The sequence below is a fragment of the Mesorhizobium sp. M0140 genome (assembly GCF_040322475.1).
In the GTDB taxonomy this organism is placed as follows: Bacteria; Pseudomonadota; Alphaproteobacteria; order Rhizobiales; family Rhizobiaceae; genus Mesorhizobium.
Window position 1 is genome coordinate 1 of sequence record NZ_JAMYTM010000032.1, and the last position, 17,071, is coordinate 17,071.

The 17,071-nt window shown below is 62.9% G+C and carries 16 protein-coding genes, 1 tRNA gene and 1 riboswitch; of the genes, 3 read left to right on the top strand and 14 right to left on the bottom strand.

What is annotated here, in order from left to right; all coding sequences use genetic code 11:
- Positions 1-140: 140 nt before the first annotated feature.
- The 3 genes from NKJ37_RS25720 to NKJ37_RS25730 all read right to left on the bottom strand — a co-directional run bounded on the left by NKJ37_RS25720 (position 141) and on the right by NKJ37_RS25730 (position 2,628).
- Complete coding sequence (locus NKJ37_RS25720; protein WP_352439839.1) at positions 141-935, bottom strand: CbtA family protein; 795 nt, start codon at positions 933-935, stop codon at positions 141-143.
- A 15-nt stretch (positions 936-950) separates the two neighbouring features.
- The gene (locus NKJ37_RS25725; protein ID WP_013531117.1) at positions 951-1,130 is read right to left on the bottom strand and encodes a CbtB domain-containing protein; all 180 of its coding nucleotides are present in this window, start codon (positions 1,128-1,130) and stop codon (positions 951-953) included.
- Positions 1,131-1,166: 36 nt separating this feature from the next.
- A riboswitch (cobalamin riboswitch) is annotated at positions 1,167-1,363 on the bottom strand.
- Between the two features lie 65 nt (positions 1,364-1,428).
- Entirely contained in the window at positions 1,429-2,628 is a 1,200-nt protein-coding gene (locus tag NKJ37_RS25730; RefSeq protein ID WP_127297842.1) for an MFS transporter, read from the bottom strand.
- Positions 2,629-2,851: 223 nt separating this feature from the next.
- On the opposite strand from NKJ37_RS25730, the gene NKJ37_RS25735 reads away from it, so the two are divergent.
- Entirely contained in the window at positions 2,852-3,850 is a 999-nt protein-coding gene (locus NKJ37_RS25735; protein ID WP_352439838.1) for a heparan-alpha-glucosaminide N-acetyltransferase, read from the top strand.
- On the top strand, positions 3,847-4,323 hold the full coding sequence (locus tag NKJ37_RS25740; RefSeq protein WP_023812367.1) for a methyltransferase family protein: 477 nt from the start codon (positions 3,847-3,849) through the stop codon (positions 4,321-4,323). Before NKJ37_RS25735 ends, NKJ37_RS25740 begins: the two co-directional genes overlap by 4 nt.
- Before the next feature lie 252 nt (positions 4,324-4,575).
- On the opposite strand, the gene NKJ37_RS25745 is transcribed toward NKJ37_RS25740, so the two are convergent.
- The 3 genes from NKJ37_RS25745 to NKJ37_RS25755 all read right to left on the bottom strand — a co-directional run bounded on the left by NKJ37_RS25745 (position 4,576) and on the right by NKJ37_RS25755 (position 6,814).
- Positions 4,576-4,962: a MerR family transcriptional regulator gene (locus NKJ37_RS25745; protein ID WP_027034793.1), complete on the bottom strand. Its 387-nt coding sequence runs from the start codon at positions 4,960-4,962 to the stop codon at positions 4,576-4,578.
- A 157-nt stretch (positions 4,963-5,119) separates the two neighbouring features.
- Positions 5,120-6,538: a magnesium transporter gene (mgtE, locus tag NKJ37_RS25750; RefSeq protein WP_352439837.1), complete on the bottom strand. Its 1,419-nt coding sequence runs from the start codon at positions 6,536-6,538 to the stop codon at positions 5,120-5,122.
- Positions 6,539-6,729: 191 nt separating this feature from the next.
- A tRNA-Leu gene (locus NKJ37_RS25755) sits at positions 6,730-6,814 on the bottom strand.
- Between the two features lie 235 nt (positions 6,815-7,049).
- Between NKJ37_RS25755 and lipB the strand changes: the two genes are divergently transcribed.
- Positions 7,050-7,793 carry a lipoyl(octanoyl) transferase LipB gene (lipB, locus tag NKJ37_RS25760; protein WP_352775544.1) on the top strand — a complete coding sequence of 248 codons (744 nt, stop codon included), beginning with the start codon at positions 7,050-7,052 and terminating at the stop codon, positions 7,791-7,793.
- Positions 7,794-7,865: 72 nt separating this feature from the next.
- Here the strand turns inward: lipB and NKJ37_RS25765 are convergent, their stop codons facing one another.
- The 8 genes from NKJ37_RS25765 to NKJ37_RS25800 form a co-directional block, all read right to left on the bottom strand.
- Positions 7,866-9,116, bottom strand: coding sequence for a site-2 protease family protein (locus NKJ37_RS25765; protein WP_352439835.1), 1,251 nt, complete (start codon positions 9,114-9,116; stop codon positions 7,866-7,868).
- A gap of 600 nt (positions 9,117-9,716) precedes the next feature.
- Positions 9,717-10,445 (bottom strand): ABC transporter ATP-binding protein, encoded by a 729-nt coding sequence (locus NKJ37_RS25770; protein WP_352775547.1) that lies wholly within the window; start codon positions 10,443-10,445, stop codon positions 9,717-9,719.
- The gene (locus NKJ37_RS25775) at positions 10,397-11,683 is read right to left on the bottom strand and encodes a lipoprotein-releasing ABC transporter permease subunit (RefSeq protein WP_127293254.1); all 1,287 of its coding nucleotides are present in this window, start codon (positions 11,681-11,683) and stop codon (positions 10,397-10,399) included. The genes NKJ37_RS25770 and NKJ37_RS25775 overlap by 49 nt, the downstream gene beginning before the upstream one ends.
- A complete protein-coding gene (proS, locus tag NKJ37_RS25780) occupies positions 11,680-13,008 on the bottom strand; it encodes a proline--tRNA ligase (protein ID WP_352439834.1) in 1,329 nt (442 codons plus the stop codon). The genes NKJ37_RS25775 and proS overlap by 4 nt, the downstream gene beginning before the upstream one ends.
- A 654-nt stretch (positions 13,009-13,662) precedes the next feature.
- Complete coding sequence (locus tag NKJ37_RS25785; RefSeq protein ID WP_023812375.1) at positions 13,663-13,947, bottom strand: DUF1467 family protein; 285 nt, start codon at positions 13,945-13,947, stop codon at positions 13,663-13,665.
- Complete coding sequence (mce, locus tag NKJ37_RS25790) at positions 13,944-14,348, bottom strand: methylmalonyl-CoA epimerase (protein ID WP_128304418.1); 405 nt, start codon at positions 14,346-14,348, stop codon at positions 13,944-13,946. Before mce ends, NKJ37_RS25785 begins: the two co-directional genes overlap by 4 nt.
- Before the next feature lie 110 nt (positions 14,349-14,458).
- Complete coding sequence (locus NKJ37_RS25795) at positions 14,459-16,129, bottom strand: ribonuclease J (RefSeq protein ID WP_127267199.1); 1,671 nt, start codon at positions 16,127-16,129, stop codon at positions 14,459-14,461.
- 118 nt (positions 16,130-16,247) lie between these two features.
- Positions 16,248-17,069, bottom strand: coding sequence for a biotin--[acetyl-CoA-carboxylase] ligase (locus tag NKJ37_RS25800; RefSeq protein WP_352751316.1), 822 nt, complete (start codon positions 17,067-17,069; stop codon positions 16,248-16,250).
- Positions 17,070-17,071 lie beyond the last annotated feature (2 nt).

Consider the following 17,071-nt stretch of genomic DNA (forward strand, 5'->3'; position numbering starts at 1 on the left):
GGCTCCGACCATCTGGATATTTTTCCGGCGCCCCGGCGGCCACTGGCGCCGGCGGCGCCGCCTGCGGCCAATCCATCCTGCCGGCGTGGCCCTGCCGCCGCGGCCCCCCACCGCCGATGAGGAAGGTCAGTGTCTTGCGATCAGGCAAAGCTGTCGCGCAGGCTGGTCGCGGTGCCGGTGAAGCGGCCACGCACCACACCGACGACCGCGCCGAGCACCAGCCAGAACACGAGGTTGGTCACGGTCACCGCCACCACGAACTGGTGATGCAGCCCTTCCGGAATCGCCGTCTCGTAACTGTCGGGCTGCGGTGCACCGACAACATGCGGTGCGACGATCAAAAAGACGGCAAGGATCGCCAGCGGCAGCGACTTGCGGAACGCGATCAGGCCGAGACCGGCAGCGGTTGCCGCCACCGTTGCCCACCACCAGATCTGCCGCTGGGTGAGATCGGCGGCCGGCATGGCAGGCAATTCCGGCGGCAGGCCGAGGCCCGGTGCCAGCGTGAACACGGCAAAGCCGGCAAGGCCCCAGAACACGCCCTGGCGCCAGCCACCGATGCCGCCGGCGAATTCGGAGACCGCGACCAGGATCAAGGCGAAGCCGATGCCGGTGACGATATTGGCAAGCACGCTGAAGGCGAAACGCTCGAAACCGTCTGCCGGCGCCCAACCTTCGTCTGCCGGAGCGGCTTCCGCCGCAGCCGGGGCAGCAGAGCTCATCGCATCTCCCGCCGGAGCAGTTGTGCTCATGGCATTGCTATCCGTTGCGGCCGGAGCGCCATGGTCATGGTGATGCCCGCCGCCCGCCTGTTCGTAAACTTCCGCCTTCAGGATCAGCGGCACGGTGGCATAGGCCTGCAGGCAGGCGAGGACGACGCCGGCCACGAGCCCTGCGATCGCCGCGATGAACACGACGTTGCGAAACAGATTCATGATGTCAGCCCCTCGTCAGTGGCAGGGAAACGCCATCGAATGGCGATAGTCGTGAGCCGCATTATGGACGGCATCGATATGCGAGAAGCCGACAAAGCCCATCACGAAAATGCCGAGCAGCGCGGCAAGCGCGAGCTGCATGAAGCGCGACTGCGAGGAGACGGAGGCGCCGAGGGAGACGGAAGCGGTAGTCATGTCTTGTCCTTTCGCCCTCCACCCGAGGGCATCGAAGTCAGTTTCCTGTCGCCGGCAGGTCTCCTGGCTCACGGATCAGCGTCCTTCCCCACCTTCCCGAAGAAAAAATCCTCAGTGGTTTATGGAGAGGACTACCGCACACAGTTGCGGGGGCAGCCACGGCATTGGGCGAAATTCGCCCTCACCGCATTCCCTCTTGGCTCCAAAATGGAACCGGCGACACCGGTGACTATAGGCAGAATCCTCGCTTCCGGCAAACCAAATTCCGCCGGTGACCATTGCGAATGCGCCATGAAGGTCAAAGTGATTTCGGCAGATAGCGCCACGTCACAAAGCCGCAGACCGCCGCCAGCAGGCCGAGCGTGACGAACACCGAGCCCAGGCCGAAGAAGGCCAGCGCCACCGAATAGACCAGCGGCGGCGTCAACTCGGAAAAGTCGAGATAGGTGCGGTAGACCGCTGCCATCTGAGATCTTTCATAGGAGCGCACCGAGCGCATGAAGGCGGTCGAGCCGAGGGCGTCGAGCGCAATGGTGAAGAAGGCACCACAGAGCAGGAAGGCGCCGGTAAGCAACGGCACGGTTTCGCCGACGAAGCCCGCCGCCAGCAGCGCGGCTGACATGGCGAAATAGGCAAATGTCATGGTTCCGCGGCCACCAAAGCGCTTTCCTGCCTTGCCCCAGAAAATCGCCATGAACAACAGCGCGTTGCCGGCCGAAACCAGCAGGCCACCGGCCAGCTTGCCCTCGCCCGTGATGACCATGAACAGCGGCCCATAGACGAAGAACGTCGTCCAGAAGCAGGAGCGGCCGAAGGCAATCAGCCAGGCCAGTCTGAGCCTGGGCTGCGCGACGAAACGGCCGATATTGGCGAGCGGATTGACAGGGCGCGTCTTGCCCGGACGGATGGACTGGTTGTCGCCGAGGCGGTAGGTCCAGAACAGCGCCAGCAGGGCAAACGCGAACACCGCGACCGCACCATGCGCGGCATAGATGCCGAAGCGCGTGTAGAGGAAGATGCCGAGCGTCGGCCCACCGGTCCAGGCCAGCATCGACCACGCCATGCGCAGCGATTCGGCCTGCATGAAGTCGGTCTTGCGGATGTGGTCCATGATGTAGAGGTTGAGCGTGATCGACAGCGCGCTGGCGCCCATCACCCGGCACAGCATGCCGGCCAGTTGCCCGGCGAGCGTGTCGGTGACGAAGAACAGCGAGCCGACGGCCAGCAGGCAGGCGCCTGATGTGTAGACCCAGCGGCGGGCAAAACGGCGGATCAGCATCGGCATGAACAATGTCACCGACAGGCCGAGCATCGCCACGACTGTGTAGAGCATCGACACGATCTGCTCGTTGTGCAGTATCTCGTAGGCCTGGATCGGGATGACGCTCGACACCGTGGCGCGGGCGAAGGATTCAACCGCATAGAGCGACGCGAAGGTGCGCGCGTCCGCGGCCTTGAGAGCCGGCAGCCAGATCGGATGGCGCACATGGGTGGACATTGCTTTCCCCGAAGCAGATTCACCGGGTGAAATCTGACGTGGCGACCCCAGTGCCAATAAGAGGAAACCGACGTGCATCCGGCAAAAGCGAAGCCGGCCAAAGGCTTCCCGGCACTGGCCCAATGCCGCGGCCGATCCGGCGTTATCGGCAGGATTGCCGGTCTTCTTTTGTGCGGGGCAACCGTGATAGTCCTCCAGCGGGGCTGAATCAGAATGCGAGACCATGAGCATCCAAACGCCGACCGCACCCGTTCAGGATCGACCAAAGCGCATCGTCGCCATCGACATCGTGCGCGGCATCGCGCTGATCGCCATGGCAAGCTACCATTTCACCTGGGACCTGGAGTTCTTCGGCTACACCGATCCCGGCCTGACCGCCTTCGGCTGGTGGAAGATCTACGCGCGCGGCATCGCTTCGACCTTCCTGTTCCTGGTCGGCGTCAGCCTGTATCTCGCCCATGGCCGACAAATCCGCTGGAACGGCTTCTGGAAGCGGTTCGCCATGGTCGCCGGAGCCGCGATCGCGATATCGGTCGTCACCCGTATCGCCACGCCGGATGGATTCATCTTCTTCGGCATTTTGCACGAGATCGCGCTGGCCAGCCTGCTCGGCCTCGCCTTTCTGCGGCTGCCGGCACTGCTGACGCTTGTCGTCGCCGCGCTCGTCATTGCGGCGCCTGTCTATCTGCGCCTCGAGGCGTTCGATCACCCATGGCTGTGGTGGGTAGGCCTGTCGGCGAACAATCCACGCTCCAACGACTACGTTCCGTTGTTTCCATGGTTCGGCGCCGTGCTTGCGGGCATCGCGGTGACGAAACTCGCCGCCGGTTCAGGCGTGCTTACCCGGCTTGCCGAATTGGCGCCCGGTCGCTGGGCCAACCCGCTGGTCTTTATCGGCCGGCACAGCCTGGCGTTCTACCTGATCCACCAGCCATTGCTGATCGGCTGCGTCTGGCTGTTCTCGCAGATCATGCCGGCGCAGGTCGAAACCCCGCAGGTGAATTTCCTCAAAACCTGCCAGCTGTCCTGCGAGCAGTCGCGCGACACCGAGTTCTGTACGAGCTACTGTGTCTGCATGCTCGATACGCTCGAGGGCGAGGCGACGCTTGATCGGCTCTACAACAACGACCAGACTGCGGAATGGAAGACGCATCTGTCCGATCTCGCCGGCATGTGTACCGCCAAGACGGACAGCAAGTTGATGGAGGAAGGGGTCAAATGACCGAGAACCAGCCGAAGCCGGGGCTCATACCGTGGCCGCCGCTGATCTACACCGCCGCCATCGCCATCAGCATCGCGCTGGGCCTGCTCTATCCCCTGCCCTGGATCGGTGACCTCCTGGGCGACATTCTTTTCGCCGCCGGCTGGGTGGTGCTGCTTGCCGTTGCAGCGCTCTGGGTCACCGCGATCCGCACCATGGTCCGCGCCAAGACCACGCTGAACCCGAACGCTGTGCCCGATCACCTGGTCACCACGGGTCCCTTCGGCATCACCCGCAATCCGATGTATCTGGCCAACACCCTGCTGTTGATCGGCGTCGCCTTTGTCTCGGGCATCGTGTGGTTCCTGCCGCTCGCCTTCATCGCCGCCTATGCCACGCAAAAAATGGCGATCGAAGGCGAGGAAAAGATGCTGGCGGCAAAATTCGGCAAGAAATACCGCGACTACGCGAAACGCGTGCGCCGCTGGATTTGAGCTGGCGCTCCGGTTTCCATCGCGGAGAGGTTTTGACAGGTGCACACTTCGGCGATTAGCCTAAGTCTTGCGAACTTCGTCATCCTAGGGCGAAGCAGGAGCGCAGCTCCGTCGCGGAGACCCTAGGATCCATGCCGTGACCTCGGTCTAGGAGTGCAGCGGAGCAAAGTTCTGCGCCGTCGCGGTGCATTGCAGAAGGAATAGACGTTTCCGCTCATTCCGAACGCTAACGCGCGATAGAATCCAGTCCGCTCAGGTATTCACGCCAAGCTCGACCAGCCGCTCCACACAAGACTCCTCGGCCTGGTCGAGTTCAGCCAGCGTCTCCTCGAGGTCGCGGCGCTTCTGCCGGAGATCCTCGCGCTTTTCCTCGATGCGCTTGATCATCAGGTTGAGCTGGCCGACTTCGCCGGGCGGCTCCCTGTACATCTGGATGATTTCGCGGATTTCGTTGATCGAGAAACCAAGCCTCTTGCCGCGCATGATCTGACGGATGAGGTGGCGGTCGGAGGGGCGAAACAGCCGCGTGCGGCCACGCCGCACCGGCTGCACCAGCCCTTCGTCCTCGTAAAAGCGCAGCGTCCGCGTCGACACATCGAACTCACGGGTCAACTCGGTGATCGAATAATATTCTCGCATTGCCACTCCCGCACGCCGAAACCAAGGGGCGATCGCCATGCCGGCGTCACCCTTATGTCCCGAACCAAAACCCATGCCATGCCGGAATCGACATGGCGCCCCGCGCAAGCCTCGCACGGCATTTACGTAAAAGTCAATTAAGCCAAAAGGCGTGCCTTCAGGGCACACCGAACCACCACGTGGCGATGCCGAGAAATGCAAAGAAACCGACGACGTCGGTAACCGTGGTGACGAAGACCGCCGAAGCGACCGCCGGATCGATCTTGAAACGATCGAGCAGCAGCGGAATCAGGATGCCGGCCAGGGCGGCCACGAACATGTTGATGATCATCGCCGCCGCGATGATGCCGCCCAGATTGGGGTCACGGAACCAGGCTGCCGCAACGATGCCGATCAGGATGGCGAAGACGATGCCGTTGATGAAGCCGACACCCATCTCGCGGCGAATGATGCGGCCGGCATTGTAGATGTCGAGATCCCTGGTCGCCAACGCCCGCACGGTGACGGTCATGGTTTGCGAGCCGGCATTGCCGCCCATGCCTGCGACGATCGGCATCAGCACCGCCAGTGCGACGATATGTTCGATCGTGCGGTCGAACAGGCTGATCACCGACGCCGCCAGGAACGCGGTCAGAAGGTTGATAAGCAACCACGGAACGCGTGATCGCGAGGTCGAAAAGATGCTGTCGGAAAGCTCTTCGTCGCCGACGCCGCCCATGCGCATCAAATCTTCCTCGGCCTCCTGCTGGATGACGTCGACGACATCGTCGATGGTCAGAACGCCAACCAGCCGTTCGTTCTCGTCGACGACCGCGGCCGACAAAAGATCGTACTGCTCGAATTCCCGCGCAGCCTCTTCCTGGTCCATGGTGGCCGGAATGGCGTGCCGCGTCTCGTGCATCACTTCCTCGACCTTGACCGAACGCTTGGTCCTCAGGATCTGGTCGAGGTCGATGGCGCCGAGCAGCTTGAAGGTCGGATCGATGACGAAGATCTGGCTGAAGCGCTCGGGAAGGTTGTTGTCCTCGCGCATGTAGTCGATGGTCTGGCCGATCGTCCAGAACGGCGGAACCGCGACGAACTCGGTCTGCATGCGGCGGCCGGCCGTCTCTTCGGGATAATCAAGCGAGCGGCGCAGCCTGATCCGCTCGGTGAACGGCAGTTGCGACAGGATCTCGTCCTGGTCTTCCTGGTCGAGATCCTCGAGAATGTAGACGGCGTCGTCGGAATCGAGCTCCTGCACCGCCTGCGCGATCTGCGCATTGGGCAGATTGTCGACGATCTCCATACGGATCGCCTCGTCGACCTCCGTCAGCGAGGAGAAGTCGAAATCGGCGCCCAGGAGTTCGACCAGCGCGCGGCGCTGTTCGGGATGCAGCGCCTCGAGCAGGTCGCCGAGTTCCGACTGGTGCAGGTCGTCGACTTCATGCTTGAGGGTCAGCGTGTCGCGGTCTGCGATCGCCGCGCCAATCCGCGCCAGGAAGGACGAAAGCACGGCGCCGTCCTCGCCATAGATATCGGCGTGGTTGTCCTCGGCGGCCCTGGCGCCGGTCGTCCGTTCGTGCTCGCCTTCCACCAGCGCCTCCCGCCACAAGAATCCCGGAAAAGGTGCAAATCAGGTCTAGAGCATCGGACCCAAAAGGGGAAACCGGTTTTGGGAGAATCCGACGCTCAGAAAGAAAGTGGCGTAAAGTGCGGGAATATCAAACGAAATGCGCCCGGCCCGCAGCGGGCGAGACCGGTACAAATCGGACTCTGGGAAGAGAATGGTGCGGTCGAGAAGACTCGAACTTCCACGGGTTGCCCCACAGCGACCTCAACGCTGCGCGTCTACCAATTCCGCCACGACCGCACGTGGTAGAGCCGGAACCGACCGGCTCGCGGCGTGTAGCAAATCGTTTCCGGCGAAACAAGTGCACGGCAAGCAATAATGTCAGGCGATTGGCATAATGCTCCACAGGGTCCGAACGCAGCGTCGGAACTGGACGTTTGCGCCTGATATCGCCATATGGAAGGCAAGTTGATGTCACCCAAAGGTGCGAGGCGGTTTTGGGACGCGACATGCATAAGCGAAAAGACGATACGCCATGCCCGAACGCAGCCAGATCGCCACGTCGTTCCTGCCGCTCCCCGGTTCAGCACCGGTCGAATGGCTGATCGAGCCCGGCCTTACCGCCTATCCCGAAGCACTTGCCTTCATGGAGGCGCGCGCCGAGGCGATCCGCAGCGGGGCCGCCGGCGAAATGGTCTGGCTGGTCGAACACCCGCCGCTCTACACGGCCGGCACCAGCGCCCGCGGCGAGGACCTGATCGACGCCAACCGCTTCCCGGTGTTCGCGGCCGGCCGCGGCGGCGAATACACCTATCATGGGCCGGGCCAGCGGGTCGCCTATGTCATGCTTGATCTGAAGCGGCGGCGCGAGGACGTCCGCGCCTTCGTCGCGGCGCTCGAACAGTGGATCATCGGCACGCTGGCCGTCTTCAATGTGCGGGGCGAGCGCCGCGAGGACCGGGTCGGCGTCTGGGTCGTGCGGCCGAACCGCCCTGCCCTGCCGGACGGCTCGCCGGCCGAGGACAAGATCGCGGCCATAGGCATTCGGCTGCGGCGTTGGGTGAGCTTCCACGGCATCGCCATCAATGTCGAGCCCGATCTCGACCATTTCAGCGGCATCGTGCCTTGCGGCGTGCAGGACCACGGCGTCACCAGCCTCGTCGACCTCGGCCTTCCCCTGACCATGGCCGATCTTGACCTGGCGCTGAAATCCGCCTTCGAGGATGTGTTCGGTCCCGCCACGGCTTTGCCTGTCGAAGCCGAGCGCAAGGCCGGCTGATTCTTCCTGATCCGGTACGGCTCAAGCTATGTGTGATTCACAGGCCGGCATCCATCTGAATATCAACACACCTCAGATGAGCTGGGCGGAGGCCCACAGGACGCCATAGCCATGGATGGCGAACACCGCCAGCAACGCCGCGGCCATGGCGAGGCGGTCGATGGTGCGGATCGGCTTCAGCTCGTAACGCGGCTTGACCCCGCTGCTCATCGTCAACAGGCTGAGGATCGAAAACACCGCTCCCGTCGCGAGCAGGAAATTGGAGGAAAAGCCGGCCTGCCAACCCACGGCCAGGAAAGCCGAGAGCAGGAAGAAGGAAGCCAGCGCCAGCGCGACCGGCCCCGGACAGATCTGGCGCAGCACCTGACCGCCGTCGAACTTCCACACCGGCACCAGATTGGCGATGTTGAACAGGGCGGCGAAGCCCGCCAGTGTCGCCAGCAGCGCCGCCGCCAGCCGATGTCCTTCAGCGCCGGCAAAGGTGCTGGCGGCGATAGCGATCGGCACCAGGAATGCGGAGAAGCCGGCGCCCATCAGCGCCACGAAGGCGACTTCGAAACGGCTGTCATAGGGCCGCCCGCCAATGGCGATGCCGCCGAGCAGCGGAATGAAGATCATCCGTGCCCGGTTGTGGCCCATAAGCCGAAACGCCGCCATATGGCCAAGCTCATGCAGGGCGACCACTGATGTGAGGATCGCGGCCAGTGCCAGGCCGCCGAAGTGAAGGCCGAAGAATGGCCACAGGATCAGCGCCGAAAGCCCGGCGAAACCGACCTGGCTCAACGGATGCTCGAACCAGCCGCCCTTGCGATACTGCCCGGTCCGCGCCCAGCGCTGCAGTTTGCCAAGCTCGCGGCGCATGGCGAAATAGCGGAACACCAGGAAGGCAACGCCGCGATAGCGATCGGTCTGGCTGAGCGTCACCCGCGTGCCGTTGCCCTCGGAAACGAGCTCAGTGGTCTCGCGAAAATCCTTCCAGAATGAAGCGTCGAGCGCGGTGTCCTCGATGACGCGCATCGAGAAGCTGATACCTTCGACGACGTCCTCAAACCGCGACTTGCGTTCGATCGGCTTGCCGTCGCGACCTTCCCACGACAGCGTGATGCGGGCCACGCCCTCGCCGTCCGGCGCCTCGGCGGAAAGGATCTCACCGGACCAGCCGGCATCGCTGCCGAGCGGCCACAGCGCCTGCCAGAGGCGCTGCCGGTCCATCGCCACCAGACGAGTCAACCGGATCGTGCGCAGACCCAGCGGCACGGTCATCAAGAGAAAGATTAGCCCGAGATTGCTTGCCACCAGAATGGCCGTGACGATGGGCGACACCTGGACGTTGCTCCCTGTCTTGCCGGGGCACCCTAACGCCGCGACGGCAAGAAAAGCTTAACGGCGGAACGGCCTTCGACCGTGCGGGAACAGCGACGGCGAACGCCGCCAAATCACATGGCTCCGATCCAGATCGCCATGGAAACAAGGAACGTGCTCATGCAAACCAGTGAGATGACATCCTGAACCAGATCGGTCATAACTCTCTCCTGTTGTTGATATGTTCGCATTTTGTTCTAATTTTGTCTCAAAGTCAACGGGCACGATCCGCCCGCATCCGGATTTTTGCGGCGATCAGATCGGCAGGGTTAAGAAAAGGTTGATGGGCGTCGGACGGTGCTACGTGGTGAGATCGCAGTCTTTGCGATTAGCCAATACACCCATTGCTTCGTCATCCTAGGGCGGAGCAAGGAGCGGAGCGACGCGCACAGACCCTAGGATCCATGCCGTGACCTTGGGGCGATGCTACGGTGCAGAATTATCGCTCTGATAAAGGTCGCATATCCTCGACCCCTGCATTTGTCTCGAAAGTAACGGCATGGATCCTAGGGTCTACGCTCCGCTCCGCGGAGCTCCGCCCTAGGATGACGACATCGGAGACTAAAGCGGCACCACTTTGCCGTCGGCCAGGGTGACGCGCCGGTCCATGCGCGATGCCAGTTCGTGATTGTGGGTGGCAATCAGCGCCGCAAGGCCCGATTGCTTGACCAGCGCCGCCAGCGCCTCGAACACATAAGACGCGGTGACCGGATCGAGATTGCCGGTCGGCTCGTCCGCCAGCAGCACCAGCGGCGCATTGGCGACCGCGCGCGCGATGGCGACGCGCTGCTGCTCGCCGCCGGAGAGTTCGGACGGCCGGTGCGACGCGCGTTTGCCGATCTGCATGTAATCGAGCAGCTGCGCCGCGCGCTCGGCCGCGTCCTTCCGGCTGAGCCCTTTGATGAGCTGCGGCATCATGATGTTTTCCAGCGCCGAGAATTCCGGCAGCAGATGATGGAACTGGTAGACGAAGCCGACATCGTTGCGGCGGATCGCCGTGCGCTCGTCGTCGGAGAGCCGCCCGCAGGCACGGCCGGCCAGGATGACGTCGCCGGCGTCGGGACGCTCCAGCAGGCCGGCGGTGTGCAGCAGCGTCGACTTGCCGGTGCCCGACGGCGCCACCAGCGCCACCATCTCACCGCGGTTCAGCGAGAAATCGGCGCCGTTCAGGATGGTGAGCTTGCGCGGCCCCTGGACATAGTGCCGCTCGACGCTCTTCAGCTCGATAATGACCTCGGCCACTACTCGTACCTCAAGGCTTCGACCGGATCGAGACGCGCGGCGCGCCATGCCGGAAACACCGTTGCCAGGAAGGACAGGCCGAGCGCCATCAGGACGACATAGGTGGTCTCGCGTGGATCCATCTTCGCCGGCAACTGGCTGAGGAAATAGAGTTCAGGATTGAACAGCACCTTGCCGGTCATCCATGAGAAGAACTGGCGGATGGATTCGATGTTGGTGCAGATCAGCACGCCGAGCAGCACACCGGCAAGCGTGCCGGTCACGCCGATCGCCGCACCCGTCATCAGGAAGATGCGCAGGATGGCGCCGCGCGAAGCCCCCATGGTGCGCAGGATGGCGATGTCGTGGCCCTTGTCCTTCACCAGCATGATCAGGCCGGAGATGATGTTCAGCGCCGCCACCAGCACGATCAGCGTCAGGATCATGAACATGACGTTGCGCTCGACCTGCAGGGCGGAGAAGAAGGTCTCGTTGCGCTGGCGCCAGTCGACCATGTCGATCGGCCGCTGCGCCGCCGCCTCCACCTTCGGTTTCAGCGCATCGACATCGTCTGGATTGTCGACATAGATCTCGATCGTCTGCGCCCGCCCATCCATGTTGAAATAGAGCTGCGCTTCGGAAAACGGCATGTAGACGATGGAGGTGTCATATTCGGACATGCCGACTTCGAAGATCGCCGCGATCTTGTAGCCCTTCATGCGCGGCGTGGTGCCGATCGGCGTCACGTCGCCGTCGGGCGAAATCAAGGTGATGGTATCGCCAAGCGTCAGGCCGAGATTCTCGGCCATGCGCTTGCCGATGGCAACCCCCTCGCCAGAGTCGAAATCGGCGATCGAACCCTGCTTGATGTTGCTGGCAACGATGGCGATCTTGCTCAGATCCTCGCCGCGTATGCCGCGCACCAGCGCTCCGGTTCCGCCGCCGACATTGCCTTGCGCAAGCACCTGGCCATCGATCAGCGGGATGGCGTATTTGACGCCTGCTACACCGTTGATGCGGCTGGCGACCTGCGCATAGTCCTCCAACGGCGAATCGAGCGGCTGCACGATCAGGTGGCCGTTGACGCCGAGGATGCGCGTCAAAAGCTCCGCCCTGAAACCGTTCATCACCGCCATGACCACGATCAGCGTGGCGACGCCCAGCATGATGCCGAGGAAGGAGATCGAGGCGATCACGGAGATCACCGTCTCCTTGCGCCGCGAACGCAGATAGCGCCAGGCAACCATGCGCTCGAAGATGGAAAAGGGTCCGGCGCCGACCGGTCTTGCCGCCACCGCCTCGCTCATGCGGCGACACCGAAGCGCTTTTTCACGTCTGCGATCGGCAGCGTCTCGCGCTCGCCGGTCTTGCGATTCTTGATCTCGATCTCGCCGGCGGCGACACCGCGCGGGCCGACGATCACTTGCCAGGGAAGGCCGATCAGATCGGCGGTGGCGAACTTGCCGCCGGGCCGCTGATCGGTGTCGTCGTAGAGCACGTCCTTGCCGGCGGCGACGAAAACGGCATGCAGTTCGTCGCAGACGCGGTCGCACTCGGCGTCGCCCGCCTTCATGTTGATCAGCCCGATGTCGAACGGCGCCACCGCCTCCGGCCAGATGATGCCGTTGTCGTCATGGCTGGCTTCGATGATCGCAGCGACCAGCCGCGACGGACCGATGCCGTAGGAGCCTCCGGAGACGAAATGATCCTTGCCGTCGGGCCCGGTCACCTTGGCGCCCATGGGCTTCGAATATTTATCGCCGAAATGGAAGATGTGGCCGACCTCGATGCCGCGCGCCGAAACCTTGTCGCTCTCGCCGATCTTCTCCCACGCCGCCTCGTCATGCATCTCGTCGGTGGCCGCGTAGGGTGTCGTCCAAGTCTTGACGATATCGCCGATCTCGGCGGCATTGGCGAAGTCGGTCTTCTCTCCGGGCACATCGAGCGAAAGATAGTCGCGGTGGCAGTAGACCTGGCTCTCGCCGGTGTCGGCCAGGATGATGAATTCATGGCTGAGATCGCCGCCGATCGGCCCGGTATCGGCCCGCATCGGTATTGCCTGCAGCCCCATGCGCGTAAAAGTCCGGAGATAGGACACGAACATCCTGTTGTAGGCCGCCCTGGCGCCCTCGAAGTCGAGGTCGAAAGAATAGGCGTCCTTCATCAGGAATTCGCGCGAACGCATGACGCCGAAGCGCGGCCGCACTTCGTCGCGGAACTTCCACTGGATGTGGTAGAGATTGAGCGGCAGGTCCTTGTAGGATTTGACATAGGCGCGGACGATCTCGGTGACCACTTCCTCATTGGTCGGGCCGTAGAGCATGTCGCGGTCCTGCCGGTCCTTGATGCGCAGCATCTCCTTGCCGTAGTCGTCATAGCGGCCGCTTTCGCGCCACAGATCGGCCGACTGGATGGTCGGCATCAGGATTTCCAGCGCACCGGCGCGATTCTGCTCCTCACGGATGATGCGGCAGACCTTGTCCAGCACCCGCTTGCCGAGTGGCAGCCACGAGAAACTGCCCTGCCCCTGCTGGCGGATCATGCCGGCGCGCAGCATCAGCCGGTGCGAGACGATCTCGGCCTCGCGCGGGTTTTCTTTGAGGATAGGCAGGAAATAGCGCGACAAACGCATGGACTGGTCCGTGAGTGAGGAGGGTCGCGTCAGAATCGGCGCGACTTTGGCTTGCTTGACCCGGCTTCATAGCCATTTCAAGGCGGAATGGGAACCCGGACGCTTCGGCCCGAAAAGCGGCAATCGATTTTCAAAAAGCACGGGATAGCCGGGATCAGAAGCGTCGCACCGTCCTTCGCCCGCCCAGAAGACCCACGGCGCCGCAAGGCCTCCCGGTCACCGCGCGCGTCTTGATGATCGTTCGCCAAGCAACGCCTGCCACACTATTGTGCAGTGCAGCACGAGAATGCCCGTTTCAAGGCAAAATTCTTCGTGACATTGTCATTCGCCTTAGGCTAATGTACCTCGATAACCGAGAGGGTAGAAAAAAATCTGCTCTCCTACGCGGTCAAAGTCTTGGGAGGATGCGATCTAGGCGCGGTTACTCGCTGCCGCCGGAAACCGGAAACAGATCGGACGCGTTTAAATTGCAAGGCCTCGTGCCTTGCATTTTTTTTGTGCAATCATCTGCTTAGCGCAATGCGTTGCCAAACCACCTTACCTAGCGTCAGCGCTCGTCCGGCCGCAAAACGACACAGCATTCCTGTCTGGAACCAAGCTGTTCCGACGGATGAAAACGTCTTCGCCGAACAAATCTTCTTGGGCCGGGACCGGCTATTTGGCTGGGGTTTGGCTGAATTCCGGCACGATGTGCGGGATGTCGTTGAGGCTGTATCCCAGCCCATGCGTCAGGCCATAGAAAATGCCCATCAGGATCGCGGTGGCGATGGTGGTGCGGATCACGGCGCGCAGCATGTGAGGCCCACGCGGCGCGCTCGGAACCGTGCCGAGCGTCACGTCACGATCGTCGTCCTGCGTCCTCACGCTGAACGGCAGCACGGCGAACAGCACCACCCACCAGGTCGCGAAAAACAGGGCGGTGAACGAAACCCAGCTCATGATTGCTCCAGTTCGATCAGCGTTCCGAAAAAATCCTTCGGATGCAGGAACAGCACCGGCTTGCCGTGCGCGCCGATCTTCGGATTGCCGTCGCCCAGCACGCGGGCGCCGGCGGCCTTGAGCTGATCGCGCGCGGCCAGGATGTCATCGACCTCGTAGCAAAGATGGTGCATGCCGCCGGAAGGATTCTTCTCCAGGAAGGCGGCGATCGGCGACCCCTCGCCCAAGGGCTCCAGAAGTTCGATCTTGGTGTTGCCGACATTGACGAACACCACCGTCACCCCATGCTCCGGCAGCGCCTGCGGCGCCGTCACTTCCGCGCCGAGCGTGTTGCGATAGGCAGCGACGGCAGCAGCCAGATCCGGCACGGCAAGCGCGACATGGTTCAGTCGTCCGAGCATTGGCACTCCCAAGTAGGGAGTATGGGAATACGGGAGTAAGGGAAAAGACAGGTATGTCAGCTGTTTGCTCTTCCTACTCCCCTACTCCCCTACTCCCCTACTCCCTTTCGTCACCTTGTGACGAATACAGTCACCAGCGGCTTCTTGCCCCAGGCTTCGTTGGCGGCGCCGCGCACGGCGCGCCGCACTGCTTCTTGCACCAGGTCGAGGTCTTTTCGGCGCTGACGGGGGATCGAGTCCACCGCGCCGATTGCCGCATCGATCATCAAGTCTTCCAGCGACTCGCCACGGCCATCGGCCTCGGCGACGCCGATGGCGACCAGGTCGGGGTCGCCGGCAAGCTCATATTTGTCGTCCAACACGACATTGACCGCCACGTGGCCGGCAAAGGACAGCTTGCGCCGGTCACGGATGCCCATCGCCTGATCGGTGCCGATCAGTCTGCCATCCTTGTAGATACGGCCGAACGGCACCTGATCCATGATGGTGGCTGGGCCGGGAGCAAGCCTGAGCATGTCGCCGTCGCGCACCTGCGCCACCTGGCCGATGCCCGATGTCGACATCAGCGAGCCCTGCGCCACCAGATGTGCCGCCTCGCCATGCACGGGAACGCCGATCTGCGGGCGCACCCATTCATACATCTTGCGCAATTCGCTGCGCCGCGGATGGCCGGAGACATGCACCAGTGCATCGCCGTCCTCTATGATCTTGACGCCGAGGTCGATGAGACGGTTCTTGATCTCGAGGATCGCCTTCTCGTTGCCGGGAATGGTACGCGAGGAAAACACCACCGTGTCGCCTGCCGTCAGTGACACCGACTTCATCTCTTCGCGCGACAGCTTGGCCAGTGCGGCCAGCGGCTCGCCCTGGCTGCCGGTGCAGATGATGACCAGGTTTTCGCGCGGGATGAAACCAAAATCCTCCTCGGCGATGAACTCCGGCAGACCGTCCATGTAGCCGAGTTCGCCGGCCACATCGATGACCCGCTTCAGCGAACGGCCAAGCACCAGACACTGGCGTCCGGCATCGCGCGCCGCTTTGGCGATCGAGACGATGCGTCCGACATTGGAGGAGAATGTGGTGACGGCGACACGGCCCTTGGCAGCCTGGATGACGCCTTTGAGGCCCTCGCCCACAGCCACTTCCGAAGGCGACTCACCTTCGCGCAGCGCATTGGTCGAATCGCAGATCAGCGCCAGAACGCCCTTGTCGCCATAGGCCCGGAAACGCGCCTCGTCGGTCTTCGGCCCAATCGTCGGCTCCGGATCGATCTTCCAGTCACCGGTATGGATGACGGTGCCGGCCGGCGAGGTAATCGCCAGCGACATCGGCTCGGGAATCGAGTGCGCGACCGGAATGGCTTCGATCTCGAACGGGCCGACGGTGAATTTCTCGCCCGCCCGATAGATCGTGACCGGTATTTTCGGCGCGCCCTGCTCGCCTTGCCGCTTGGCTTCCAGCAGGCCGGCGCTGAACGGCGTCATCCAGACCGGCGCCTTCAGCTTCGGCCATGTGTCGAGCAGCGCGCCGTAATGGTCTTCATGCGCGTGCGTGATGATGATGCCGCGCAGATTGGCGAGGTTCTCCTCGATGAAGCGCGTGTCGGGCAGCACCAGGTCGACGCCCGGCAGGCTGGCATCGGGGAAGGTCACCCCGACATCGATGACGATCCATTCGCGCGCATTGGGCGGCCCGTAGCCGTAAAGAGCGAAGTTCATGCCGATCTCGCCGACGCCGCCGAGCGGCACGAAGACGAGTTCGGCGGTTTCCGCTTTCGCCATGATTTTTCCCTTCCTGGCCCTCAGGCCAAGCCCAAAAAGCAATTCCGGGAAAAGTGTGTAACGGTTTTCCCACCGGAGTTGCGCAAAAACAAACAGTTAGAACGGTGCATAAACGGCCCTATGCCCTGGCCGAAGCGACCGCGCCGAAATGCACGTCGCCGGCGGCGATCGTCCGAACCGAACCTTCATCGTCGCGGATCACGAAACGGCAGTCCTCGTCAATGGTCTCAAACACCCCACGCACCACATTACCGTCAATTCTGACAGCAACCTCGCTGCCAAGCCCCGCAGCACGATCAAGCCACCGACGCCTGACGGCGGCAAGTCCGCGCCCCTCATCCCACAACCGGGCATTCTCGCTCCAGGCATCCGACAGCGCCAGGAACAGTGTTTCCGCATCGCATGCCGCGCCCAGCGCGCTGAGTGATGTTGCGGGATAGGGCAAATCCTCGGGGTATGCCACCACATTGACGCCGATTCCGACCGCCACCGCGAAACGGCCGCCTTCCAGGATTGCCGATTCCAGCAGGATGCCGGCCAGCTTGGCGCCGGAGGCAAGCACGTCGTTCGGCCATTTCAGTTCGAAACGGTTTTTCCCTTCGCTGCCACCGTCGAGGCCGATGGCTATCCGGCCTTTCGGCACCACGGCGTCGAGCGCATCGGCCAGCGCCAGTCCGGCGACGAAGCCCAGCGTCGCGGCAAGGCGAAGCTCTGCCTTGGTGATGACCAGTAGCGTCGCCGCGAGGTTGCCTTCTGGCGTCGCCCAGACGCGGCCGCGCCGGCCACGCCCACTTTCCTGTTTCTTGGAAACGACCCACAATTTGCCGGGGTCGCCTGCCCTTGCGTGGTCCAGTGCCAGCGCATTGGTGGAGCCTACGCTCTCATGCGCCTCGAGCCGGAACCCATCCGACGCCGAGGTTGGAGCCAGCCGAAATGCCATGC